The organism is Halococcus qingdaonensis (genome assembly GCF_024508235.1).
Lineage (GTDB): Archaea > Halobacteriota > Halobacteria > Halobacteriales > Halococcaceae > Halococcus > Halococcus qingdaonensis.
In genome coordinates, this window is sequence record NZ_CP101943.1 from 2576195 (window position 1) to 2598322 (window position 22128).

Annotated in this window: 26 protein-coding genes and 1 tRNA gene; 18 read left to right on the plus strand and 9 right to left on the minus strand. The window is 64.5% G+C overall.

The features are described 5' to 3' along the window. The first annotated feature begins 463 nt into the window (after window positions 1-463). The 12 genes from NO363_RS13450 (at window position 464) to arcS (ending at window position 10563) form a co-directional block, all read left to right on the plus strand. On the plus strand, window positions 464-808 hold the full coding sequence (locus tag NO363_RS13450; protein ID WP_256685791.1) for a hypothetical protein: 345 nt from the start codon (window positions 464-466) through the stop codon (window positions 806-808). A 462-nt stretch (window positions 809-1270) separates the two neighbouring features. Further along, on the plus strand, window positions 1271-1531 hold the full coding sequence (locus NO363_RS13455; protein ID WP_256685793.1) for an AbrB/MazE/SpoVT family DNA-binding domain-containing protein: 261 nt from the start codon (window positions 1271-1273) through the stop codon (window positions 1529-1531). Between the two features lies 1 nt (window position 1532). After that, window positions 1533-1940 (plus strand): hypothetical protein, encoded by a 408-nt coding sequence (locus NO363_RS13460; protein WP_256685795.1) that lies wholly within the window; start codon window positions 1533-1535, stop codon window positions 1938-1940. Between the two features lie 99 nt (window positions 1941-2039). After that, a complete protein-coding gene (gene aglM / locus NO363_RS13465; RefSeq protein ID WP_256685797.1) occupies window positions 2040-3335 on the plus strand; it encodes a UDP-glucose 6-dehydrogenase AglM in 1296 nt (431 codons plus the stop codon). 37 nt (window positions 3336-3372) lie between these two features. After that, window positions 3373-3960 (plus strand): tRNA (pseudouridine(54)-N(1))-methyltransferase TrmY, encoded by a 588-nt coding sequence (trmY, locus tag NO363_RS13470; RefSeq protein ID WP_256685798.1) that lies wholly within the window; start codon window positions 3373-3375, stop codon window positions 3958-3960. A gap of 49 nt (window positions 3961-4009) precedes the next feature. Continuing rightward, window positions 4010-4426: an EamA family transporter gene (locus NO363_RS13475; protein WP_256685799.1), complete on the plus strand. Its 417-nt coding sequence runs from the start codon at window positions 4010-4012 to the stop codon at window positions 4424-4426. Window positions 4427-4467: 41 nt separating this feature from the next. Next, window positions 4468-4540, plus strand: a tRNA-Pro gene (locus NO363_RS13480). Between the two features lie 181 nt (window positions 4541-4721). After that, on the plus strand, window positions 4722-5780 hold the full coding sequence (locus tag NO363_RS13485; protein ID WP_256685801.1) for a saccharopine dehydrogenase family protein: 1059 nt from the start codon (window positions 4722-4724) through the stop codon (window positions 5778-5780). A gap of 67 nt (window positions 5781-5847) precedes the next feature. Next, window positions 5848-6741 (plus strand): alpha/beta fold hydrolase, encoded by an 894-nt coding sequence (locus NO363_RS13490; protein WP_256685802.1) that lies wholly within the window; start codon window positions 5848-5850, stop codon window positions 6739-6741. Further along, a complete protein-coding gene (locus NO363_RS13495; protein WP_256685804.1) occupies window positions 6738-7301 on the plus strand; it encodes an NUDIX hydrolase in 564 nt (187 codons plus the stop codon). The genes NO363_RS13490 and NO363_RS13495 overlap by 4 nt, the downstream gene beginning before the upstream one ends. A gap of 23 nt (window positions 7302-7324) precedes the next feature. After that, the gene (tgtA, locus tag NO363_RS13500) at window positions 7325-8824 is read left to right on the plus strand and encodes a tRNA guanosine(15) transglycosylase TgtA (protein ID WP_256685805.1); all 1500 of its coding nucleotides are present in this window, start codon (window positions 7325-7327) and stop codon (window positions 8822-8824) included. Beyond that, complete coding sequence (gene arcS, locus NO363_RS13505) at window positions 8821-10563, plus strand: archaeosine synthase subunit alpha (RefSeq protein WP_256685806.1); 1743 nt, start codon at window positions 8821-8823, stop codon at window positions 10561-10563. Before tgtA ends, arcS begins: the two co-directional genes overlap by 4 nt. Before the next feature lie 265 nt (window positions 10564-10828). On the opposite strand, the gene NO363_RS13510 is transcribed toward arcS, so the two are convergent. Beyond that, window positions 10829-11716, minus strand: coding sequence for a DUF8172 family protein (locus tag NO363_RS13510; protein ID WP_256685807.1), 888 nt, complete (start codon window positions 11714-11716; stop codon window positions 10829-10831). Between the two features lie 136 nt (window positions 11717-11852). Between NO363_RS13510 and NO363_RS13515 the strand changes: the two genes are divergently transcribed. Beyond that, the gene (locus NO363_RS13515) at window positions 11853-12923 is read left to right on the plus strand and encodes an archaeosine biosynthesis radical SAM protein RaSEA (RefSeq protein WP_256685808.1); all 1071 of its coding nucleotides are present in this window, start codon (window positions 11853-11855) and stop codon (window positions 12921-12923) included. A gap of 221 nt (window positions 12924-13144) precedes the next feature. Here NO363_RS13515 and purQ read toward each other — a convergent pair whose 3' ends face one another. The 3 genes from purQ to NO363_RS13530 are packed head-to-tail and all read right to left on the minus strand — an operon-like array spanning window position 13145 to window position 15132. Next, window positions 13145-13822: a phosphoribosylformylglycinamidine synthase I gene (gene purQ / locus NO363_RS13520; RefSeq protein WP_256685809.1), complete on the minus strand. Its 678-nt coding sequence runs from the start codon at window positions 13820-13822 to the stop codon at window positions 13145-13147. After that, a complete protein-coding gene (purS, locus tag NO363_RS13525; RefSeq protein WP_256685811.1) occupies window positions 13819-14070 on the minus strand; it encodes a phosphoribosylformylglycinamidine synthase subunit PurS in 252 nt (83 codons plus the stop codon). Before purS ends, purQ begins: the two co-directional genes overlap by 4 nt. A 39-nt stretch (window positions 14071-14109) precedes the next feature. After that, window positions 14110-15132 carry a phosphoribosylaminoimidazolesuccinocarboxamide synthase gene (locus NO363_RS13530; RefSeq protein WP_256685813.1) on the minus strand — a complete coding sequence of 341 codons (1023 nt, stop codon included), beginning with the start codon at window positions 15130-15132 and terminating at the stop codon, window positions 14110-14112. 96 nt (window positions 15133-15228) lie between these two features. On the opposite strand from NO363_RS13530, the gene NO363_RS13535 reads away from it, so the two are divergent. Genes NO363_RS13535 through cofH form a run of 3 tightly spaced genes read left to right on the plus strand, consistent with a single transcriptional unit; the run spans window position 15229 to window position 17053 of the window. Further along, complete coding sequence (locus NO363_RS13535; RefSeq protein ID WP_256685815.1) at window positions 15229-15390, plus strand: hypothetical protein; 162 nt, start codon at window positions 15229-15231, stop codon at window positions 15388-15390. Continuing rightward, complete coding sequence (locus NO363_RS13540) at window positions 15387-15644, plus strand: hypothetical protein (protein WP_256685817.1); 258 nt, start codon at window positions 15387-15389, stop codon at window positions 15642-15644. Before NO363_RS13535 ends, NO363_RS13540 begins: the two co-directional genes overlap by 4 nt. A gap of 47 nt (window positions 15645-15691) precedes the next feature. Continuing rightward, a complete protein-coding gene (cofH, locus tag NO363_RS13545; protein ID WP_256685819.1) occupies window positions 15692-17053 on the plus strand; it encodes a 7,8-didemethyl-8-hydroxy-5-deazariboflavin synthase subunit CofH in 1362 nt (453 codons plus the stop codon). Between the two features lie 5 nt (window positions 17054-17058). Here cofH and cofG read toward each other — a convergent pair whose 3' ends face one another. From cofG to NO363_RS13560, 3 genes are all read right to left on the minus strand, one after another. Next, window positions 17059-18138: a 7,8-didemethyl-8-hydroxy-5-deazariboflavin synthase subunit CofG gene (gene cofG, locus NO363_RS13550; RefSeq protein ID WP_256685821.1), complete on the minus strand. Its 1080-nt coding sequence runs from the start codon at window positions 18136-18138 to the stop codon at window positions 17059-17061. 149 nt (window positions 18139-18287) lie between these two features. Beyond that, window positions 18288-18905 carry a 2-phospho-L-lactate guanylyltransferase gene (gene cofC / locus NO363_RS13555; RefSeq protein WP_256685823.1) on the minus strand — a complete coding sequence of 206 codons (618 nt, stop codon included), beginning with the start codon at window positions 18903-18905 and terminating at the stop codon, window positions 18288-18290. A 61-nt stretch (window positions 18906-18966) separates the two neighbouring features. After that, on the minus strand, window positions 18967-19848 hold the full coding sequence (locus NO363_RS13560; RefSeq protein ID WP_256685825.1) for a complex I NDUFA9 subunit family protein: 882 nt from the start codon (window positions 19846-19848) through the stop codon (window positions 18967-18969). A gap of 80 nt (window positions 19849-19928) precedes the next feature. On the opposite strand from NO363_RS13560, the gene tmk reads away from it, so the two are divergent. Further along, a complete protein-coding gene (gene tmk, locus NO363_RS13565; RefSeq protein ID WP_256687981.1) occupies window positions 19929-20507 on the plus strand; it encodes a dTMP kinase in 579 nt (192 codons plus the stop codon). Here the strand turns inward: tmk and NO363_RS13570 are convergent. Next, the gene (locus NO363_RS13570; RefSeq protein WP_256685827.1) at window positions 20504-20830 is read right to left on the minus strand and encodes a DUF7991 family protein; all 327 of its coding nucleotides are present in this window, start codon (window positions 20828-20830) and stop codon (window positions 20504-20506) included. The two genes, tmk and NO363_RS13570, sit on opposite strands and share 4 nt — an antisense overlap. Before the next feature lie 145 nt (window positions 20831-20975). Between NO363_RS13570 and NO363_RS13575 the strand changes: the two genes are divergently transcribed. Further along, window positions 20976-21644 carry a potassium channel family protein gene (locus NO363_RS13575; protein ID WP_256685829.1) on the plus strand — a complete coding sequence of 223 codons (669 nt, stop codon included), beginning with the start codon at window positions 20976-20978 and terminating at the stop codon, window positions 21642-21644. On the opposite strand, the gene NO363_RS13580 is transcribed toward NO363_RS13575, so the two are convergent. Beyond that, window positions 21641-22120: a DUF5813 family protein gene (locus NO363_RS13580; RefSeq protein ID WP_256685831.1), complete on the minus strand. Its 480-nt coding sequence runs from the start codon at window positions 22118-22120 to the stop codon at window positions 21641-21643. The two genes, NO363_RS13575 and NO363_RS13580, sit on opposite strands and share 4 nt — an antisense overlap. Window positions 22121-22128 lie beyond the last annotated feature (8 nt).

Here is a 22128-nt window from a genome sequence, read left to right on the forward strand (position 1 = left end):
TTTGATCTAGCGACCGATCCCGACGCCGTCTAGTGATTCAACAGAGCCGGTAATTCACCTTCTCTGCGGCCATTTGGCCGAATCTCGTCCAATTCGCACCTGTCGCTACTCTCTTTGACGGTCGATATTTGGCGTTAGACTTCTTCTGCCCACAATACTGTATCCCTGGCGTACGTGCAAAGCTGAGTGATTACTACGGATTCGACACTTCATCTCGTCGATCAATTGTTGAAACAGGCCGAGCAGCATGTCGATATCCATAAAGTGTTCTGTGACCGCGGGTTCGACGCGAACGGCGTTCGGGATGTAATCGACCGCCACGAGACGACTCACCTCACCCGAAACGAAAGTATACAGCCGAAATCAAGGACATCGAGGAATTAGAACGTGAGTCCGTTACCAGTGCGGGCGTCGTACGGAACGTGCCGCACGAGATGAGGGCCGCATCCGTACAGGGAGCATCATGTACGTGCCATCGACGAAGAAAGAGGGTGCCTACGCGGTGTTCACGACCAACCGCGATGTTCCAGTAGAGCAGGCTCAAGGATTCGTGGGCCAGTACGAGCAGCGGTGGGAGATCGAAAACGAGTACAAGACGATCAAGAAGCACTTCCTACCGGCGGTCGGATCGATGGATTACCGAATACGGTTCCTGTATTTCGTGATTGGCGTTGTGATGTACAACGTGTGGCGGCTGACGAATCTCTTGTTTCGTGAGGCTGTAGACGTACATCTCGGGGAGCGACCGCCGATTCCGGCCGGCGAGTTCATCGAGATCCTCGCGTTCTGCATCGTACCGGGTGACTGACGAGGAGCACCCCGTTCTCGCGTTCATTGAATTCTCGCTAGCTGCGGGACGCGCCTGCTGACCCCATTCTTGGCTGTTTCGCTCTTGTGTAGACTGGCGGAATAGCATTTCACTACAGGAACGCTGGGGTGAGAGACCGTCGCTACGTCACGAATACGGGGCTATTCAGAAACTGAATTGCTTGTCATCTCGTGGTTCCGCTGTACTACAGAAGAGCGGGCTGTTTTCACCGACTGAGCATCAGTCATGCAGTGAATAGCGGGTCGCATTCGCTCTAATCGCGGTTTTCATCGACGAATACGGTCACTGTTCGTCGGTTTCGCTTGTAGAATCAGCCATCTTCCGAAGTTGTGGATGCCGAGAGGGCAATAGTGGAACCTATCTCTGCTGATATATCCCCCTGTGGCTGCAGTGCTCATCCCTCCCCACAGGACTAAGGTAATACAGCGAGTATTACCGGATATGAGCGAATCCACACGCGTCACGGAGAAGGGACAGGCGACGATTCCGAAGGAACTCCGCGAAAAATACGATCTGGAGCCCGGTGACGAGGTCGTCTGGGTCGACACTGACGAGGGCATCGTCGTGCAGAAGCGTACGCGCACCAGCGGGCGCGGGCTACTCGTGCCCGACGATATCTCCGAGGGAAAGCGTACGGAGATCGCCGACGAGTTGGCACGGCGCGTCCGCGACCGCCGGGATCGCAACTACGAGGAAGTCTGAAATGCCGACGTACACCGCTGACGCCGTCGCCCTCCTCGTCTATCTCGTCGATGCGCTTCCGAGCGGGGCGGATCGGGTTTTCACCGAAGCCGAAGCCGCGAAAACCGTTATTCAGGCACCGAGCACGGCGCTCGCCGAAGTGTTGTATTCGGTCTCCCGCGACAAGGACGTCCGCGGTATCAGTCTCACGGGAACGCCCGAGGACGCTCGACAGGCACTGGTTGGAAACGGTCCCGTCGCCGTCGCACCAATCGACGACGCCGAACTGATCGAGTACGCGCAGGTGGTGGACGCGTTCAGCATCCACGATGCCCTGGTCGTCGGTAGCCACCGAGCACAGGGCACGGATGCGATCCTCACGACGGACGGCGTTATCCACGATGCCAGCTACGAGACCGTGTGGGACTGATACGGGCGACACCACGGACCGGAAACCGTCGTTCGTCCATCTCGACACCTGTTGCTGGGCTATCCAAATCCTCAAAGCGGCTGCCGCGGAACACAACGCATGAACGTGAGCGTCGTCGGCAGCGGCTACGTCGGCACCACGGTCGCGGCGTGTCTCGCCGATCTCGGACATCGTGTGACCGCCATCGACATCGATACGGAGATCGTCGAGACGATCAATTCGGGCGAGACGCCGATCCACGAACCGGGCCTCGCCGAACTGGTCGAAACCCACGCCGGCGAGCGACTGCACGCGACGACCGACCACGCTGCCCTCCGCGAGACGGACATTACCTTTCTCGCGCTCCAGACGCCCTCGCGCGAGGACGGCAGCATCGATCTCGGTGCGCTCGAAGCCGGCACGCGCGACGTGGGTGAGACTCTCGCCGAGAAAGAGGACTATCACCTCGTCGTCGTCAAGAGCACGGTGATTCCCGGAACCGTCGAAGAACGGCTCGAACCGCTGCTCGAAGATGTCTCGGGGAAGGAAGCGGGCGAGGAGTTCGGCGTCGCGGTCAACCCCGAGTTCCAGAGCCAGGGATCGGCCGTCGCCGATTTCATGGGTCCTGACAAACTCGTCTTCGGCGCTGAGGACGAGCGCGCGCTCGATCGCCTCGACGAACTGTACGAACCGCTTGTCGCCGACAACGACGGGATACCGATCGTCGAGACCGGTCGCCGCGAGGCGATGATGGTCAAATACGCCAACAACGTCTTCCTCGCGGGGAAGATCAGCTTGATCAACGAGCTCGGCAACCTCTGCAAGGAGTTCGGCGTCGATTCCTACGACGTGGCGGAGGCCATCGGGCTCGACGAGCGCATCAGCTCGAAATTCCTCCGTTCCGGTGTGGGGTGGGGTGGGTCGTGCTTCCCGAAGGATACCGACGCCCTCCGCGCAGCGGGTCGCGAAGCGGGCTACGAGCCGGAACTGCTCGACAGCGTGGTTGCAGTCAACGACGGTCAACCCCGGCGGATGCTCGAACTGCTCGAACGGCACACGGACGTCGAGGACCGGCGGATCGCCGTGCTCGGGCTCGCCTTCAAACCCGGGACGGACGACATCCGCGGGTCGCGCGCGACGCTCGTCATCGACGACCTGCTCGATCGCGGGGCGAGCGTGGCCGCCTACGATCCGGTCGCCAGCGACGCGATGGCCGAGAAATTCCCCGCCGTCGAGTACGTCGAGTCGGCACAAGCGGCGCTCGCCGATGCCCACGGCGCGCTCGTCGTCACCGACTGGGACGAGTTCGCGGTGCTCGACGAGGAATTCGACGACATGGCCCAACAGATCGTCGTCGACGGCCGGCGAATCGTCGAGCCCCGGGACGGAATGACCTACGAAGGACTGACCTGGTGATCGACGGCGCTATTCCGATCGAGTAGTGAGTTGCGCCATGCGCCAGTTCGTCGTTCTCGGTCACGAAGTGCCGCTCACCGCCGATCTCTCGCTGGACGATCTCACGGGGGCCGGGCGACTGGACGTGCTCTGTCGCTGCGTGACCTCGGCGTTCTGTCTCTCGCACGCGATCCGCGAGGACACCCGTGTCTGGCTCGTCCTCCGGAACGAGTTCGCCATCCGGTTCGAGGGCTCGGAGCTCAGAAATCTCAACCCCGACGAGCGCTCGACAGCGGCGCTCGTACGCGGAGCACTCGACGAAAAGGATGGCGCGATTGGCCACATGGCCGCCGAGAGCTCGCCCGGCGTGTCGATCTCGCGGCGCGGGTTCGAGAGTGTGCTCGACGAACTCGATGGCACACTGCTCGAACTTCACGAAGCGGGCGAACCGGTCGTCGAGAGCGACGTACCAGGAGATCCGGCGTTCGTACTCTCGGATCATCGGGATTTCACCGCGCGCGAGGCGGAGTTACTCACGGAGCGGGCCGACCGGCGGGTGCGTCTGGGACCCGAACGGCTCCACGCCGACCACGCGATCACGGTCGCGCACAACTGGCTCGACACGGGTGGGTTCGCGCGCTACTGACGATCGCCGAAGCTAAAGGGTATGTACGACCCGCACGAGTCGAGTGAACATGCACTACCTCGGCTGGGCACTCATCGCGCTCGTCGGCTACAGCATCTTCACCCCGTTGGCATCGCTCGCGATGGACAACGCACCGTCGAGCGTGGTCGCGATGGTCGCCAACGGCATCCTCCTCGTCTCGGCGGTCGGCCTCACGGTCTACGAGAACGAGTCGGTGACGACGTATTTCGGCGGGCGGACCGCGCTCTACATGGTCGGTGCGGGCGTGTTCCTGGCGGTCGGGATTCTCGCGTACTACCGCGCGCTCGCGGCCGGTCCGGTGAGCATCGTCACGCCCGTCTACGGCATGTTCCTCGTCGGGAGTACGGCCCTGAGCGTGCTCTTTCTCGACGATTCGCTGACGCTCCAGAAGGGCGCGGGCATCGCGCTCGCGGTCGTCGCGGTCTATCTCACCGCGACCGGGTAGAACGGAAAGGTTAACACGCTCGTGACCGTGAGTCCGACTGCGGGCCGGTGGGGTAGCTTGGTATCCTTCGGCCTTCGGGTGGCCGTAACCGCGATTCGAATTCGCGCCGGCCCATACATCCCACCTTTCGTACTTCACCAGCGACGCGCTCGGGCATATATCCGGGCCAAAAATAACGCGTACTCCTTCTGTCGCTCGCTGCGCCCGCTCACGACCAGATCGACGACGCTCCTCCGTGTTCTTTTGAATGTGCGCTACCCCGTGAGTTTTCTCCGTGCCCGTACAATGCCGGCGCATGGGAGACGACCTGCTCATCTACGGCTCGTACGGCTATACGGGCGCGCTCATCACCGAGACGGTGACCGAGGCGGGACTGGAGCCGACGCTCGCCGGCCGGCGGGCCGAACCGGTCGAGCGCCAGGCGACCGATCGCGGGCTCGACCACCGCGTGTTCAGCCTCGATCACCCGACGGTCGTCGAATCGCATATCGGCGAGTTCGACGCCGTGTTGAACTGTGCCGGTCCGTTCTCGGCGACGGCCGACCCGCTGGTAGCCGCCTGTATCGAGAGCGAGACGGATTATCTCGACATCACCGGTGAGATCACCGCCTTCGAGGCCACCGCCGAGCGCGATCGCGATGCCGAGAAGGCCGACGTGACGCTGCTGCCCGGTGTCGGATTCGACGTGGTGCCGACCGACTGTCTCGCGGCGTATCTCCACACGAAACACTCCGCCGGCGACCGTCTCAGCCTCGCCATCGACGGGTTGGGGACCTTCTCACCGGGGACGCTGAAGTCGGTCATCGAGGGGCTCTCGGAGGGTGGCGCGGCGCGCATCGACGGCGCGATCGAGAGCGTACCGCCGGCCTGGAAGGTCCGCGATATCGACCTCGGCGGCGGTGCGAGCACGGCCGTGACGATCCCGTGGGGTGACGTCTCGACGGCGTACTACACGACCGGGATCCCGAACGTCGAGACTTACGCGACGGTCCCGAACTACGCCGCGACGATGATGCGGAAAACGGGACCGCTGACGCCGCTGCTCGGTACTTCACCCATTCGGCGCGCGCTCAAGGGAATCGTCGATGCGACCGTCAGCGGCCCGACGGCCGACGAACGCGCCCGGAGCACGACACGGATCTGGGGCGAGGTCGAGGGCGATGGCGAGCGCGTCGCTGCACGTCTCCGGACGCCCGACACCTACGAGTTCACCGCACGGACTGCGACCGAGATCGCCCGACGTGTCTGCGAGGACGACGTCGAATCCGGGTTCCAGACACCGGCATCGGCGTTCGGCCCGGAGTTCGTCCTCGAATTCGACGGCGTCGAGCGCGAGGACGTGGGTGGAAGATGAACGACCACCGAGGCGATCTCTCGATTCGATATCGTCGAATGAAGTTTATCACTGCGGGGAGAGCAGCATGACCGACACGAACGGCGGGTCCTGGACGCACGACTGGGCCCATCTCGACAGCATCGTACTCCATTACGTGGAGGCTGGCGATCCGGACGATCCGCTCGTGGTGCTGTTGCACGGCTTTCCCGAGTTCTGGTACGCGTGGCGCAACCAGATCGATTCGCTGGCTGCGGCGGGTTTTCACGTCGTCGCGCCGGATCTGCGGGGGTACAACCGTTCGGAGAAGCCGCCCGGCGTCGATTCGTATCGCCTGAAACGACTCGTCGACGATGTCGTCGAACTCGTCGACCACTTCGAGGCCGAGCGCGCGAACGTCGTCGGGCACGACTGGGGTGGGGTCATCGCGTGGGAATTCGGCCATCGGCGACCCGACCGTCTCGACCGTCTCGTGGTGCTGAACGCGCCCCATCCCGAAGCGCTCGAACGCGAACTGCGATCGCCGACACAGCTCGCTCGTTCCTGGTACGCGCTGTTCTTCCAGCTTCCTCGGGTTCCCGAGGCAATCTTGAAACGAACCGATGGCTGGCTCGGCGAGCTGTTGCGAACCGCCCCGGCGAACTCAGCCGCGTTCGACGAGTCGGCCATCGAGCGGTACGAGCACGCGATCGCCCGTCCCGGTGCGCTCACGGCAGCGATCGACTACTATCGGGCGTTCGGACGCTCCCAGCTACGCCGCTGGTTTGGACTGACTGATTCGAGCGGCCGACACCCGACGATCGAGGCCGAAACCCTCGTGATCTGGGGCGAGCAGGACAGCGCGCTCGGCACCGAACTGCTCGACGGCCTTGATCGCTGGGTGCCCGACGCTCGCATCGAACGCCTTCCCGACGCGAGCCACTGGGTGCAAAACGACGCTCCGGAGCCCGTGACCGATCTCCTGGAGGAGTTCCTCGCATGAGTGGCCTCGATCCGCTCGCGTGGGAGACGCTCGAATCGAGCACGGCCTACTCCTGTCCGGGGTTCGACGTCGTCAACGAGCGGGTGCGCTTGCCGGACGGTACCGAGACGGAGTTCGATTCGGTCACCGAACCCGCCGCCGTCGTCGTGTTGGGGTTCACGCCCGACGGGAGGGTCGTGGTCATCGAGGAGTGGCGACAGGCGGTCGGGCGCGTGAACTGCGGGCTGCCGGCCGGCACCGTCGAGCCCGACGAAGACATCGAGCAGGCGGCGCGACGCGAGTTCGAGGAGGAGACGGGCTACGTCGCCGAGGAGATGGACCATCTCACGACCGTCGAGCCGCTCAATGGGCTCGCGGACTCGGTCCATCACCACTTCGTCGCGCATGGCTGTCGATCCACGGGCTCACAGGAACTGGACGACAACGAGTCGATTCGGGTCGATACAGCCGAATACGACGACCTGCTTCGCGCGCTCGCTGACGACGACCTCCGCGACGGGCGCAGCGCGCTCTGTCTACTCTACTACACTCGATTCGGCGCGGAAAGCGGAGTGCCTTAGCCGCGCGACGGCCGAATCCCCGCATGAACGACGTTTTCGAACTCCGCAGCGCCGACGCCGCCGGCCGCATCGGCGAACTTCGGGTGCCGCGGTCCGACACGGTTGTCGAGACGCCCGCACTCATGCCCGTCGTCAACCCCAATCTCCAGACGATCTCGCCCGCACGACTCGAAGACGAGTTCGGCGCGGAGATATGCATCACTAACGGCTATATCATTTCCCAGAGCGACTACCGCGAGGAGGTGCTCTCGACGGGCCTCCACGAATTTCTCGATTTCTCCGGCGCGATCATGACCGACTCGGGATCGTTCCAGCTGGCCGAATACGGCGAAATCGACGTCACAAGTGCCGAAATACTGGATTTTCAGTATCAGATCGGCTCCGACATCGGCACGCCGGTCGACATCCCGACGCCGCCCGAAGCGGGCCGCGAGCGCGCCGCCGACGAGCTCGCGACCACACAGGACCGACTCGATTCGATCCAAGACGTCGACACCGGCGAGATGCTCGTCAACGCCCCGGTGCAGGGTGGTGTCCACACCGATCTGCGCGAGCGGGCCGCCCGCGACGCCCGCGCGACCGGGCTCGATATCCACCCGATCGGCGCGGTCGTCCCCTTGATGAACGCCTACGAGTACGGGAAAATGGTCGACGTGGTCGCGGCCGCGAAGCGTGGGCTGGGTGCGGCTTCCCCCGTCCACCTCTTTGGGGCGGGCCATCCGATGATGTTTGCGCTCGCGGTCGCGCTCGGCTGTGACCTGTTCGATTCGGCGGCCTACGCGCTCTACGCGCGCGACGACCGCTATCTCACTATCCGCGGCACCGAACGTCTCCCGGAACTCGACTATCTCCCCTGCGAGTGTCCGGTCTGCGTAGCGCACACGCCCGACGAGCTCCGCGCGATGCCCGACGACGAGCGCGAGACGCGCCTGGCCGAGCACAACCTCCACGTGAGCTTCGGCGAGCTCCGGCGCATCAAGCAGGCCATCCGCCGGGGCGACCTGCTCGAACTCGTCGAGGCACGCGCCCGGGGTCACCCGGCGATGCTCGACGGCTATCGCGCACTGCTCGATCACGCCGCCCAGCTCGAAGCAGAAGATCCGGCCTCGAAGGACGCCTTCTTCCATCTCTCAGCCGAGAGCGCCCGCCGGCCCGAGGTCCAACGCCATCACGAGCGCCTCGCGCGACTCTCGGCCGAAGGGGACATCCTGTTGACCGAGGGCGGCACCAACGCCGCATACGACGAATCCTGGCGTGTCGTCCCGCCCTTCGGCCCGTTCCCGCGCGCGCTCTCGGAGACGTATCCGCTCACCGCGGAGGTGCCCGAACGACTCGCCGATGCGGCCTACGAGAGCGCCGCGAGCGGGGTGGCGACGCTCGTGGCGGCGAATCCCGACACCGAGTTCACGCTCGCCCACCGGAACTGGCCCAAGCGCGCGCTCGAAACGGTCCCCGATCGGGTTCGACGTTCGCCGCTCGAATCGATGGACGAATACGAGGAGCGCGGCGAGGGGGAGCCATGACCGAGTTCTTCGAGATCCACGCGCGCGACGGGCCGGCGCGCATCGGCGAACTCCGACTGACGGAGTCGCTCACGACGCCCGCGCTTGTCGGCGACAGGATCGACGATGCGGGCAGTCTCTGGCCCGAAGCGCGCGAGACGCCCGCCGGCGACCGCGATTCGCTCACCGTTCTTCCACACCGAGCGCTACCCGCCGGCACCCCTGACGAAGTTCAGTCGGCGTTCGCGGTCGACACACCTGAAATCGACGGGCCGAGCGCCGCGGTGCTCTCGTCGGGAACGGCCACCGAACACGGCAGCGACGCCTACGTTCTCTCGGATACTCAAGGACTCGTCGGCCACGCCCGCGCGTTCGTCGAGGGGATCGTCGAGGTGAAGCGCTCGATCCCCGACGACGCGGCGCTCTACCTGCCGGGTGTGGCGACGCCGGCGAACGTCGCCCTGCTCGCGTACGCGGGCGTCGACCTGTTCGACGCCGATCGCGCGGTCGTGAAGGGCACGCAGGGGAAGTATCTCACGAGCGACGGCGAGCAGTTCGTCGCCGATCTCGACGAACTGCCCTGTGCCTGTTCGGCCTGCCAGCAGAGTGTGGACGAGTTCGATCGCGAGGACTGTGCGGCCCACAACGAGAACGTGCTCCGTGCCCAGCTCGCGACCGTCCGTGCGCGCATCCGCCGGGGACGGCTTCGCGATTATCTGGAGGGCCAGGCCCGTCACGAGGCGTGGCTCACCGCCGCTCTCCGACGGTTCGATCAGCAGTATTCGTATCTCGAAGCGCACGCACCGATCTTTCGTCGCAACGAACTGCTCGCCGCGAGCGAGGAGAGCCTCCGGCGGGTCGAGATTCAGCGCTTCGCCGAGCGCGTGACCGAGCGCTATCGCAATCGGTTTACCAACCCGCTCGTGCTCGTGCCCTGCTCGGCGACGAAACCCTACAGCGAGTCCCAGAGCCACGGCCAGTTCCACGATGCGATCGGCTTCCGAGCACACACCGTCTCGATGACCTCGCCCATTGGCGTCGTCCCGCAGGAACTCGAATGTACCTACCCGGCCCAGCACTACGATTCGGTGGTGACGGGCGAATGGACCGCGGGCGAGGTCGAGTTCGTCGCCCGCGTCCTGGAGGCCTACCTCGAACGCAACGACTACCCGCGGGTGATCGCCCACGTTCCCGACGATTACCGACGGATCACCGAGCGCGTCGAGGAGACCCTCGACACCGAATTCGAGTACACGGTCGAGGCTCACCCCACGACGAGTGAATCGCTGTCGAACCTCGCCGACGCGCTCTCGGGCGAGCTGAAGTATTCCAAACGCGAGCGCGAGCACAACACCGTCCGAGCCATCGCAGACTACCAGTTCGGCCCCGCCGCCGGCGACGACCTGGTCGAGGATATCTCGACGGAGGGACGCTATCCGAAGCTCAGAGTCCACGGCGACGACCATCTCGCCACGATGGTGCCCCAGTATGGCACGCTCGCACTCACGCTCGCGGGCGCACACCGCTGGGTCGCGAGCGACGCACCGACCAAGATCGTCGAGATCGATGAGTTCGTCCCCCACGGCAGCGTGCTCGCACCGGGGATCGTCGACGCGAGCGAGGAAATCCGGGTCGGCGACGAGGTCGTCGTCAGGGGACCGAAGGCGTTCGCGATCGGGCGCGCGACGATGCACGGGCGCGCGATGGCCGAGGCCTCCCGCGGGGTGGCCGTCGACGTGCGCCACGTCGAAGAATCGTAGGATAAAAATACAACCTATGAATTATATAAAAACTCCACGACTCTATCTATTCGATTTCTATTCGAAAGATTCTATCCGCCATCTTTATACGGAGGTAGTGCATTCATTGCTCAGAGGATAATGGATTTCCACCAGACCGTCCGCAACCTCGAAAATCGGTATAACTTCCCTGAAGGGTGTCGTTACAGGGAAATCGGCCGGTCGAACGCAACCCTTCAAGACTAGCTGTTCATATCTATATCAAATAAAACCCTACCGCTAGTAGCTACGTTGTGCTAGCAAGTAGTGATGCGAATTGCTCTTGATCAAGAGTCACTTGCTCGCGGAGCTCAGGAGCATTCCCTCGCTCAGCGATCGCCTCGGCAAATCTGATGCAAAGTTTTTCATGTTCAATAGCGTACTGAGTCCATGCGTCCCGATAATGCATGTCGAGTTCCCAATCAGCGAGATCGATCTCAATGTCACCTTTACGAACGACGGTCTTACAACCGTAGCCGTGTAGTGCCTTGAACCGGACATTGTTCCGACGAATTGTCAAAATCCGCTTTGATTGACGAATATACGGGTTCACCCAATCACGCCACTCATATTCAGGAGTGTGTGTCTGGGGCATTGTGAAATCCATCCCCCTCTGTATAGAGGCTAATTCCAGATACGCCTCCAACATTGATATACTACAGCGATGATTAGCATTCGGTAGAGTATGCTTCAAAATAAGGTTTGACATAATTTGGCCTGCGACATCCGTTGCTACACCATTCCAGTCAATTTTGTTGATGGTATCTGGAACGTTTTCTATTTCTATTTGCTTATATATCTCTAAACCATTACCAGTCCGACCTTCTTCGTCGAGAATACCTTCGTAAATATTCATCAACCGGACTGCAATTGGTCTGTCATTTGGATTCATCTCATCAAGAATATCCGTGATTTCGGCCTCTGTCGCTTCAAGATCCTCTGTTGTCCCGGATGCACCTGTGTGAGTGTATAGTATATAAGCTGATGTGTTTGGGAAGGAATAACTCACTGCTTTCTTCTCTTTCGATTCCAAGTCATCGTATCTTTCTGCAAAATTATCAATGCTATCTGCTACGTATTCCATTGAATATCGTTTGTCTATCGGATGGTGATAGTGAGCAACATAATGAGACATAGCAGAATGACGGTAGTTTCTGATAAAAACCTTCCGCCAATATTTACCATTTTACATTTTTGTATAGGCTCTATTCTGGCCAGTGAAGAAAGGAAAAGACGATAGAAACATACTATTGACCGACGTAATCATTATAATGAGCCAGCCGAGCCCCGAGGTCTACGAGGCGGGGAAGGGCATGGACGCCCACAACGCCGCGATGCGCGGGATCCGCGCGCGCAACGACCGGACCTACGACCCGCACGAACCCACTCGGGTGTGGGTCGACGAGGACAACACGCCCGACGGCGTGCGAGACAGCCTGACGATCATCCTCAACACGGGTGGCTGTCGCTGGGCGCGCGCCGGCGGCTGTACGATGTGTGGCTACGTCGCCGAATCCGTCGAGGGTGGGACAGTCGCCCACGAGGCCCTCATGGATCAGCTCGATGTCTGCCTCGACCACGAACGCGAACACGCCGACGGACCGTGCCCGCTGATCAAGATTTACACCTCGGGCAGCTTCCTCGACGAGCGCGAGGTGCCCGCCGAGACACGCCGAGCGATCGCCGAGGCCTTCGGCGACCGCGAGCGCATCGTCGTCGAGTCACTGCCGGATTTCGTCGAACACGATCGGCTCGTCGACTTCACCGAGCAGGGACTCGCCGTCGACGTGGCGGTCGGACTGGAGACGGCCACGGACAGAGTGCGCCACGACTGTGTGAACAAATACTTCGACTTCGCCGATTTCGTCGCGGCGAGCGAGCAGGCCCGTGACGCGGGCGCTGGCATCAAGGCCTATCTCCTGATGAAACCGCCCTTCCTCAGCGAGTCCGAGGCCGTCGCGGACATGATTGCCTCGGTCGAGCGCTGTGCGGAGTACGCCCATACCGTCTCGATGAATCCTTGTAATGTCCAGCGCCACACGATGGTCGAGGAGCTGTACCACGACGGCGGCTACCGCCCGCCGTGGCTCTGGTCCGTGGCTGAAGTCCTCCACGAGACCGCGGACGCCGACGCGCTCGTGATCTCCGATCCGGTGGGCCACGGCTCCGATCGCGGTCCACACAACTGCGGGGAGTGCGACGATCACGTCCAGACTGCGATCAAGGACTTCGATCTCAGACAGGATCCATCGGTGTTCGAGCAGGTGTCCTGCGAGTGCGAGCGGACCTGGGAGGCGGTGATGGAGCGCGAGAAGAGCTACGGGCTGCCGCTGGCACGATAACGACTCTTCGGCGGACCGTTTCGCTACGGATCGACCGTTGGCTGCCGACTCGTCAGTTCGTGATCAGTCGTCCGTGTCGACCTCCGCCCCACATTCGGGACAGGTCTCGTCGGCGATCGAGAGTTGGAGGTCACAGTTCGGACAGACCGCACGGTAACACGCACGCTCACCCATGTGGGTCGGTACCTTACACACGAACAAAAAGTCACGGTCGCCCGCCCTCACTCGGCGAACGCGCGCAGAACGTCCTGACCATCCGTGCCGCCGAGTTCCGGCAGCGTGGCCCGTTCGGGGTGTGGCATCAACACGGCGACGTGCTCGCGGTCGCCGCAGAGACCGGCCACCGCGCCCGTCGAGCCGTTCGGGTTCGCCGCCGGCGTCACGTTTCCGTCCTCGTCACAGTAGCGAAAGAGAATCCGATCCTCGTCGTCGAGTGTTGCGAGTTCCTCGTCGCCGATCTCGAAGCGTCCTTCACCGTGGGCGATCGGGAGCGAGATGACTTCGCCCGCCTCGAACGCGCGCGTCCACGGTGTCTCGGCGTTCTCCACGCGAAGGTGGACGTGCTCGCACTGGAAACGCGCGCTCGCGTTCGTGGTGAACGCGCCGGGCGTCAGCCCCGCCTCGCAGCCGACCTGCGCGCCGTTGCAGACCCCGAGCACCGGCACGCCCTCGTGCGCGGCATCGCGGACCTCCTCGACGATGGGTGCGCGTCCGGCCATCGCGCCGGCCCGGAGGTAGTCGCCGTAGGAAAATCCTCCAGGAAGGACGATGCCCGAGGGGTCGTCGGGGAGACCGTCCTCGTGCCAGACGCGTTCGGCAGCGACGCCCACCGCGTCGAGCGCGCGCACGGCGTCGCGGTCGCAGTTCGAGCCGCCGAACTGGATCACTGATACCGTCATCTGTTCTCGATGTCGACCGAGTGGTCGTGGATGGTCGGGTTGGCGAGCAGGCGTTCGGCCATCGATTCGGCACGCTCGGCGGCGGCCGCTTCGCTCTCGGCGTCGAGGTCGATCTCGAAGCGGTCGGCCGCGCGGAGCTCGTCGAGTTCGAAGCCGAGTCGCGAGAGCGCCTGCCGGGTGGTCTCGGCCTCGGGATCGAGCACGCCCCGCTTCAGTCGCACGGTGACGACGGCGGTGTAGGCGGTCATATCGGGTGGCGGGTCCCGGTAGGCGAAAGCGCTTCGAAACTACGCCAGTTCGCTCGCGGCCTCGACCGCGGCACTCAGTTCGGGCGCATCGAACAGTTCCCGACCGACGTAGGCGTTCGCACCGGCGGTGTAGAGGTCGCTCGCGGTCGCGACGACGTCCGCGGTGAGCGGCTCCGGATCGGGTCCACAGAGCGCGTGCCAGTCGGTCCCTTGGGTTTCTTCGATCTCCTCTTTCGCCGCGGAGACGGCTGTCACCCACTCGGGCTGGGTGCGCTTGTGGTACTGTCTGAGCACCTCCTTCGAGAGCTCGTGGCCACGATACGAGAACCGGTTTTCGTCGAAGGTGCCGACGACGTCCGCAACGCGCACCTCGCCATCGTGGTAGAGACATTCGATCTTGCCGTCCTCGTGGGTCAACCCCACCTCTTCGGCCCGCTCGGTCACGACGCGATTCACCTCGCGCGCGAGCGCCGCGAGCTCGTCGAGCGTCGCCCGGCCGGCGATCGCGTCGGCTTCCTCCCGCGTGAGATAGCGGTCCTGCTCCTCGAACTTCGTCGAGAACTCGACGACCGGCTCGGGTAGCTCGACGGGGTCGTCGGGCCACTCCGCGACATCGAGGCCGACGTCCTGAGGATCGCGGCGCGAGCGCAGACTCGACCCCACCGGAACCGTGTTCCGGAAGACGATTTCGAGCGGGATCAGGTAGTTGTCACCCGCATCGGCGTGGAAAGCCCCGTAGTCGTAGTCGCCGTTCTGGACGGGGAGTTCGGGCACCTGTGCGAGATCGATCGCCATCTCGCGCGGCGGCTCGTCCGTCTCGGCGAGATCGACCACCGAACCGTCGGCGACGACGCCACGGTAGTGCGTCGGGATGCCTTCGGCTTCGAGCAGCGCGAAGTTGTGTGCGCCCATCGTACAGAGGCTCCGCCCCTTCTCGGGGATCGTGTCGGGCATGCGCCCCCAGTCGAAGATCGAGTAGGCGTCGGTGAAGACGAACCGTCCGCGGCCGAGCTCGTCGGGCGTCGCGGGCTGCTCGACGCGAAACTCCTTGACGCTGGTCATGGGGCGACCTCGCCGGCGGCGAACTAAGCGGTTGTCATCCCGCGAGCAAACATATAGGTCGCTCCGTCACCAAGCGGTTATCCGACCGCACAGAACATGACCGAAACCATCTGCGACAGATGTGATGCACGCGGCGAGTCACAGTGGCGTATCCGGCTCGAAAACCGTTCGGACGGGACCGACGGGCAGGTGTCCTACCGGCTCTGTCGTGGCTGCTGGAACGAACTGAACGCACGGTTCGACGGGGACGAGCAATGAGCGAAGACCCGCGGCCGAACGGCACCGATCCCGACCCGCCCGGCGAGACGCCCGATCCGACGCCCGCCGGAACGGACTGCGCGCTCTGTGGCACCGAGCTCAGCCCGAGCGAGTATCCCGACTGCCGGGCCGTCCTGATCGACGAGAGCGGTCCGGGCGAGGAGACCGAGTCGATACGGATGGTCTGTCCGGACTGTTTCGCCGATCTCGACGCCGAGTTCACCGATCACGCGCCGTCGGGCCAGTCGGTCTGAACACATCTACCGTGGGGTTTTAACGGGTTCGCCGCGGCCGTCACACCATGCAGCGCTCGCGCGGGGAGTTCGGTTTCGAGTGCGTTCCCGCGACCGATCAGTCGTTCGAGAACGCCCTCCGGAAGGCACGGGACGGCGAACGGCTCGCGGTCGCCGACGGCATCGAGCTCATCACGACCGGCACCGACGAGAGAGGGATCGATCCCGAGCGAAAGGAGCGGGTGCTCGAAGCCGCCGACCGCCGTCGTGCGGAAGCGGTCGGCGAGCAGGTCACGTTCGTCGCGAACCTCAACAACAACGTCACGACCGCCTGCAACACTGGCTGTCTGTTCTGCAACTTCAAGGACAGCTCTCAACACTTCCGGTCGGACGCCGACGAGAGCCACGGCGGGTTCACCAAGACGCCGGCCGACTCCCGAGAGATCGTCGAGCGGGCCGCCGAACGCGGTATCTACGAGGTCACGTCGGTCTCGGGGCTCCATCCCGCCTTCGCGCTCGACGACGAACACCACGAAATTCTGGCGAATCACGATGACGCCGCGAAGACGGTGAACTACCGCCCGCCGGCGGCCTACGACACCGATCCTGGCACCTATCTGGAGCAGATCGAGGCGATGAGTACCTGTGGGGTGCATTTCCACTCGATGACACCGGAGGAGGCCTACCACGCCCGCCGCGGCACCGACTGGAGCTACGAGGAGGTCTATGGCCGACTCCAGGAAGCGGGGCTCGACTCGGTGCCCGGAACCGCGGCCGAGATCCTCGTCGACGAGGTGCGCGACGTCATCTGTCCGGGCAAGATCGACACCGACGGCTGGCTGCGGGCGATGAGGGCGGCCGCGACGGTGGGTCTCGACATGACCGCGACGATCATGTACGGCCACGTCGAGAACGCGGCTCATCGGATAAAGCACCTCCAGCGCGTGCGCGAACTCCAGGACGAAACGGGTGCGATCACCGAGTTCGTTCCCCTCTCCTTTATCCATCCGAACACGCCGCTCGCCGAGCGTGGGATCGTCGAAGCGGGCGCGAGCGACGACGAGGACGAGCTGATGATCGCCGTCTCGCGGCTGTTCCTCGACAACGTCGACAACATCCAGTCGAGCTGGGTGAAATACGGCGACCAGCAGGGGCTCAAGATGCTCTCGTGTGGTGCGAACGATTTCATGGGCACCATCCTCTCGGAGGAGATCACCAAGCGCGCGGGTGGCGAGTTCGGCGAGTACCGGAGCTTCGACGAGTACGTCGAGATGATATCGGCGATCGGACGGACGCCCGCCGAGCGCTCGACGGACTACCGGCAGGTGCGCGAGATCAACACCGACGACCCCGACGGCCCGCGACTCGGACCACAGGCTGACGGGACGCCGCTGTTCGACGGGACGAGCCACGCACCCGCCGACGACTGACCGCGTCAGTCGCTCGTTGAGAGCACCGCCCGATAGCGTTCGCCGGCCTCGTTCTCGCGATCGATGGCGCGCTCGATCCGCGGCGCGAGCCAGCCTTCATCCACGTAGCGCGTGTGGGTCGGTAGACGCTCGTTCAGTGGGACGCCAGCATCGTCGGCGATCGACTCCAGTTCGCGCAGGCCGGGCCACGCGTAGTCCGGGTTGATGTGGTCGTCGGTGATCGGCGAAACGCCACCGAGGTCGTCGACGCCGCAGTCGACGACCTCGCGAACGGGCGCGAGGTTCGGCGGGACCTGTACCGAGACCTCCTCGGGTAGCGCGTAGCGGGCCATCGCCACCGCACGGCGCAGCGTCTCGACGGTGGGTGTGGGGCCGTTCCAGCGCTCGTTTTCGGCCACCGGCTGGACGATGACCTCCTGGATGTGGCCGTACTCCGTGTGGAGCGCGCGGATGGCGAGCAGTGATTCGGCGCGGTCGTCCCAGTCTTCGCCGATGCCGATCAGGATCCCCGTCGTGAACGGGATCCCGACCTCGCCGGCCGCGCGGATCGTTTCGAGGCGCTGTTCGGGCGTCTTCTTTCGCGATCCCGAATGGGCGTCGACGTCGGCGGTGGTTTCGAGCATGACGCCCATCGAGGCGTTCACGTCGGCGAGATCGGCCATCTGCTCGCGAGTGAGATCGCCGGGGTTGCTGTGCGGGAGCAGACCAACTTCCAGAGCGAGCTCGCACATCGCGCGGAGGTAGTCGTGGATCGAGTCGTAGCCCCACTCGTCGAGCTGCTCGTGGATGCGTTCGTAGCGCGCGTCGGGCGTGTCACCGAAGGTGAACAGGGCCTCCGTACAGCCGGCGTCAGCGCCGGTTTCGAGCACGTCGCGGACTTCCTCGTGGCTCAGCAGCGAGGCCTCGCCGGGCGGGTCGAAGTAGGTACAGTAGGTACAGGTGTACCGGCAGGCCGTCGTCAGCGGGACGAACACGTTGCGCGCGAACGTCAGCGCCGACGCGGGCTCGACGCCGTCGGGGCCCACGGAACGGAGGCGGTCGCGCTCGCCCCGAGTGACGTCGAGGGCAGCGTCGATACCGGACATGAACCCCCCTCGTGGCGGGTGGACAAAAGACTGTCCGGAAGCCGGTGTCGGGAGGGGACGGGACGACACCGACCGTGCGCGCGAACCGGCTCGCGCGGTCGAAACTCGGTGATCGTCCAACTAAACGGTTGTCCCAACTCCGACCCGATTCAGCCGTTTCCGGTCCGCTCGACGCCGACGCGCCCGTCATTGCGGACGAGTCGCACGCCAGCACGGTCGAGCCACGCGCGCGCCGCACCCTCTCCATGGACGAGCACCTCGGCGAGATCGGCACGCTCGTCGATGTCGGTGGCGAGCCGGAACGAATCAACAGTTCCGACACTCGCGCCGATGCGACGGGCACCCTCACGGTGGTCGAGATAGGAGGTACCGTGGTAGTCGACGCGGAAGTCTGGATGGCGCGCGACGAGCGCGTTCGTCCCGCCGCCGCGACCGGGAGCGAGCACCACGTCCTCTGAAATGTCGAACAGTTCCGTGAGTGCTGCGGGTGTCGCGAGCGGGAGGTCGGTCATCACGACCGCGATCGACGAGTCGGCTTCGAGAACCGCGTTCATGGCCGCGGTCAGCGGGCGCTCGTCGACGGTCGTCGGCACGTCGCGTTCGACCGGTGCGGTCGCGAGCAGTTCGGGTTCGTGGCCGCTCTCACGAATGGCGGCGAGAACGTCGGTGAGCATCGCGCCGGAGAACTCGCGGCGCTCGGTGAGGGTAAAAAAGTCACCAAGGCGGGTTTTCGGCTGCTCGGCAGCGAACGGGACGACGACGCGCATACGGAAACTACGGGTCGGTAGTCAAAGTCCCGGTGGTCGTGGGCCGTTGTTTGCCGAGCCCCTATTCGACACCGAGATACGCCGCGAGCGTCGTCAGCTCCGATTCACCGCGTCCGAACGCCCCGATATCGTTCTCGTCGACGACGTTGTCCATCTCGAGTGAGCGCGCCTGATCCGGGCCGAACGGGATCATCGGCACGGGACCGATCGCGTTCATGCCGAGCTTTGTCAGCCCCATCGGCACGGGCAGCACGGAGACGGGCTTGCCCTCGGCGCGATAGGCGAGTTTGGCCACGTCCGCGAGCGTCAGGACGGCAGGACCGCCGAGTTCGTACGTCTCGCCGACGTGTTCGTCGTCGAGCCCGTCGGCGAGCATCGGGGCGAGATCGCCGATCCAGATCGGTTGAAAGCGCGTGCGCCCACCACGGGGGAGGGGTGCGAGATACGGTGGCGTGACCTTCTTGGTGAAGGAGACGAACTCGCCGCCGTCACCGAAGACGACGGATGGACGGAAGATCGTCCAGTCGAGGGCCGAATCCCTGACGACTCCCTCGGCACGGCCCTTCGTGCGGAGGTACGCCGTGTCGCCGTCGGGGTCCGCTCCGAGCGCGCTCATCTGGACGAATCGTTTCACATCGTGCTCCTCGGCGGCCCGCACGGCGTTTTCGGAACCATGGAGGTGGACCTCGCGGTGGCTCGTCCCGCTCGGTGGCTGGAAGAGTGGCGAGAGCGCGACGAGGTTCACCACGGCGTCCCGGCCCTCGAACTGCTCGACCATGGAGTCGTAGGCCGTCACGTCGCCGACGGCGGTGGAGACGTCCTCCTCGAACACCGTCGGGTCGGGGTCGCGCGAGAGTGCCGTCACGTCGTGGCCGCGTTCCGCCAGTTCGTCACAGAGGGAGCGCCCGACGAAACCGTCGCCGCCGGTCACGAGTACGTCCATACCCGAATGACTCGGCGAGTTGACCTAAAACTACCGTCACCGGAAGACGAGACTTACCCGTCGGCGGGCGAACGATGACCATGCTCGTCACGATCGAGGGGATCGACGGCAGCGGCAAGACGACCGTCTGGGAGGCGCTTCGGGAGTCCTACGACGGCGTGTTCACGCGCGAGCCGACCGACTCCTGGTACGGCGAGGCGGTCGCGCGCTCGATCGCCGATCCCGACGCCGACTCGCTCGCCGAACTGTTCCTCTACACCGCCGACCACGCCGCCCACCTCGCCGATACCGTGCGCCCCGCGCTCGCCGACGGCGAGCTGGTCGTCTCAGATCGGTATTCCGACTCGCGCTACGCCTACCAGGGCGCGGCGCTCGACGGTGAGGTAAAGCGGCCGATGGAGTACATCCGCGGTGTGCATCAGCCCTGGACGCGCCCGCCCGACGCGACGATCTATCTCGATATCGACCCCGAGACCGGCGCGGCGCGAAGCGGCGCGACGAACAAGTTCGAGCAGGCGGGCTATCTCGCGGCCGTCCGGTCGAACTACGAGACGCTCGTCGAGTACGAACCCGAGCGGTTCGTCAGAATCGACGCGAGCCAGCCGCCCGAGGACGTCCTCGATGCGGTCGAGACGGCGCTCGATCGACTGCTCGACTAGGACCGTTCGAGGCGTTCGGGCAGTTCGACCTCGGTGGGCGAGGGCATCCAGAAGTAATCGAAGGCGACCCCGAGCGCGAACGGCAGCGCGACCGCGACGCTGACGACGGTGAGTGAACTGCCGAGATCGGGGCCGAGTCCGAGCGGGCCGGTCAGCCCGAGCGTGACGAGCAGCTGTACCGCGGGAACGAGGGCGAGAACGTAGACGACGACGCCCCAGCGGGTAGTGAGCTGCACGCGCAGGAATCGTGTGGTGAGCGCGGCGACGGCAGTGTTGACGCCGACGACGACGAGCAGGCCGACGATGTCGGCGACCGAGACCATACCTCCGCTACCGCCCGAACGACCTTTGGGGTGTCGAAAGCGCGCGGGACGAGGGAAGGGGGGGGGGGGAGCGGGTCGGTGCGTCGCGACGATCGAGCCAGCAAATCGTGCGTACTGTTATTATCGACCATGATGTAGTGGGTGTATGCGATTCGTCATCATTGGGGCCGGGCGGGTCGGGCTCAGGACGGCACGGGTGCTCGCTGAGGAGGGCCACGAGGCGACCGTCGTCGACAACGATCCCGAACGACTGGAGCGCCTCTGGGGCGAACGTCTGGAGATCGTCGACGTGCTCGACGGCGACGGAAGTCGCGAGGAGGATCTCGTGGAGGCGGGCATCGCCGACGCGGACGCGATCGGCGCGCTCACGGGCGATCTGACGACGAACTTCGTCGCCTGCATGATCGCCGACGCGTACGACTGTCGCACCGTGATGCGCGCCGACGACGACTACTACCAGGAGATCTACCGGAAGTACGCCAGCGAGGTCGACGAGGTGGTCTACCCCGAACGGCTCGGCGCGATCGGCGCGAAGAACGCTCTCGTCGGCGGCTCGACCCGTGCGATCGCCGACATCGCCCAGCATCTCCAGCTCGTCGAGTTCACCGTCACCGAGGCCTCGCCGATGCGCGGCTACAGCCTGAGCGAGCTCGAACTCCCCGGTGGGGCCGAGCTCCTCGCCTTCGGCAAGGAGGGTGAAGCGGTCGACCTCCCCCACGCCGACGACTCGCTCGAACGCGGTGATCGGGTGGTCGCACTCGCCGATTTCGACGTTCTCGGCGACGTGCGCCACCTCGTCGTCGGCGCGGTCTAAAGCGGCATCGGGCCGCGCTCGCCCTCGCCGTCGCCCTCCGTCCGGGCGTGTGCGATGAGATCGGCGACGGGCGATCGATACGAGTAGCCGGGAACGATCCCCTCGACGTAGGTCCCCTCGGCGTACTCGACGAGCGCCTTCGCCGCTTCGGCCGCTCGTGCTCCGTCGTCCTGTGTGAGCAGCCACTCGACGTGGATCTCACCGTTCCGGCGCTCGACGGTCGGTTCGGGAACGTCGACATTCCCCCGCGTCGCACTTCCTGCGTCCTCCAGTCGGAGCGAGAGCGTTTCGAACCAGCCGTCCTCCAGAACGTCTTCGACCGATTCCTCGGCGGCGGCGTCGAGCGTCGGCATCGTCACCGTCACTCGGTACTCGTCGTCGACGGCGACGCGGCCGTCGAACGCGGTCGTCGTGAGCACGTAGTCGCCCTCATCCGATTCGTAGGCGTCGTGGGCTGCGAACGCGTCGTCGGTCATGGCTGCGT

Excerpts from the sequence above, each read along its gene's own strand:
- purS (WP_256685811.1), bottom strand. The coding sequence starts at position 14,070 with ATGACCGCCTACACCGCCGTCGTCACCGTGCGACTGAAGCGGGGCGTG.
- NO363_RS13510 (WP_256685807.1), bottom strand. The coding sequence starts at position 11,716 with ATGTCTCATTATGTTGCTCACTATCACCATCCGATAGACAAACGATAT.
- purQ (WP_256685809.1), bottom strand. The coding sequence starts at position 13,822 with ATGACGGTATCAGTGATCCAGTTCGGCGGCTCGAACTGCGACCGCGAC.
- cofG (WP_256685821.1), bottom strand. The coding sequence starts at position 18,138 with ATGTCCGGTATCGACGCTGCCCTCGACGTCACTCGGGGCGAGCGCGAC.
- NO363_RS13495 (WP_256685804.1), top strand. The coding sequence starts at position 6,738 with ATGAGTGGCCTCGATCCGCTCGCGTGGGAGACGCTCGAATCGAGCACG.
- NO363_RS13540 (WP_256685817.1), top strand. The coding sequence starts at position 15,387 with ATGAGCGAAGACCCGCGGCCGAACGGCACCGATCCCGACCCGCCCGGC.
- cofH (WP_256685819.1), top strand. The coding sequence starts at position 15,692 with ATGCAGCGCTCGCGCGGGGAGTTCGGTTTCGAGTGCGTTCCCGCGACC.
- NO363_RS13490 (WP_256685802.1), top strand. The coding sequence starts at position 5,848 with ATGACCGACACGAACGGCGGGTCCTGGACGCACGACTGGGCCCATCTC.
- NO363_RS13580 (WP_256685831.1), bottom strand. The coding sequence starts at position 22,120 with ATGACCGACGACGCGTTCGCAGCCCACGACGCCTACGAATCGGATGAG.
- trmY (WP_256685798.1), top strand. The coding sequence starts at position 3,373 with ATGCGCCAGTTCGTCGTTCTCGGTCACGAAGTGCCGCTCACCGCCGAT.
- arcS (WP_256685806.1), top strand. The coding sequence starts at position 8,821 with ATGACCGAGTTCTTCGAGATCCACGCGCGCGACGGGCCGGCGCGCATC.
- tgtA (WP_256685805.1), top strand. The coding sequence starts at position 7,325 with ATGAACGACGTTTTCGAACTCCGCAGCGCCGACGCCGCCGGCCGCATC.
- NO363_RS13570 (WP_256685827.1), bottom strand. The coding sequence starts at position 20,830 with ATGGTCTCGGTCGCCGACATCGTCGGCCTGCTCGTCGTCGTCGGCGTC.
- NO363_RS13450 (WP_256685791.1), top strand. The coding sequence starts at position 464 with ATGTACGTGCCATCGACGAAGAAAGAGGGTGCCTACGCGGTGTTCACG.
- NO363_RS13515 (WP_256685808.1), top strand. The coding sequence starts at position 11,853 with ATGAGCCAGCCGAGCCCCGAGGTCTACGAGGCGGGGAAGGGCATGGAC.
- NO363_RS13560 (WP_256685825.1), bottom strand. The coding sequence starts at position 19,848 with ATGGACGTACTCGTGACCGGCGGCGACGGTTTCGTCGGGCGCTCCCTC.
- aglM (WP_256685797.1), top strand. The coding sequence starts at position 2,040 with ATGAACGTGAGCGTCGTCGGCAGCGGCTACGTCGGCACCACGGTCGCG.
- NO363_RS13460 (WP_256685795.1), top strand. The coding sequence starts at position 1,533 with ATGCCGACGTACACCGCTGACGCCGTCGCCCTCCTCGTCTATCTCGTC.
- NO363_RS13485 (WP_256685801.1), top strand. The coding sequence starts at position 4,722 with ATGGGAGACGACCTGCTCATCTACGGCTCGTACGGCTATACGGGCGCG.
- NO363_RS13530 (WP_256685813.1), bottom strand. The coding sequence starts at position 15,132 with ATGACCAGCGTCAAGGAGTTTCGCGTCGAGCAGCCCGCGACGCCCGAC.
- NO363_RS13455 (WP_256685793.1), top strand. The coding sequence starts at position 1,271 with ATGAGCGAATCCACACGCGTCACGGAGAAGGGACAGGCGACGATTCCG.
- tmk (WP_256687981.1), top strand. The coding sequence starts at position 19,929 with ATGCTCGTCACGATCGAGGGGATCGACGGCAGCGGCAAGACGACCGTC.
- NO363_RS13575 (WP_256685829.1), top strand. The coding sequence starts at position 20,976 with ATGCGATTCGTCATCATTGGGGCCGGGCGGGTCGGGCTCAGGACGGCA.
- cofC (WP_256685823.1), bottom strand. The coding sequence starts at position 18,905 with ATGCGCGTCGTCGTCCCGTTCGCTGCCGAGCAGCCGAAAACCCGCCTT.
- NO363_RS13535 (WP_256685815.1), top strand. The coding sequence starts at position 15,229 with ATGACCGAAACCATCTGCGACAGATGTGATGCACGCGGCGAGTCACAG.
- NO363_RS13475 (WP_256685799.1), top strand. The coding sequence starts at position 4,010 with ATGCACTACCTCGGCTGGGCACTCATCGCGCTCGTCGGCTACAGCATC.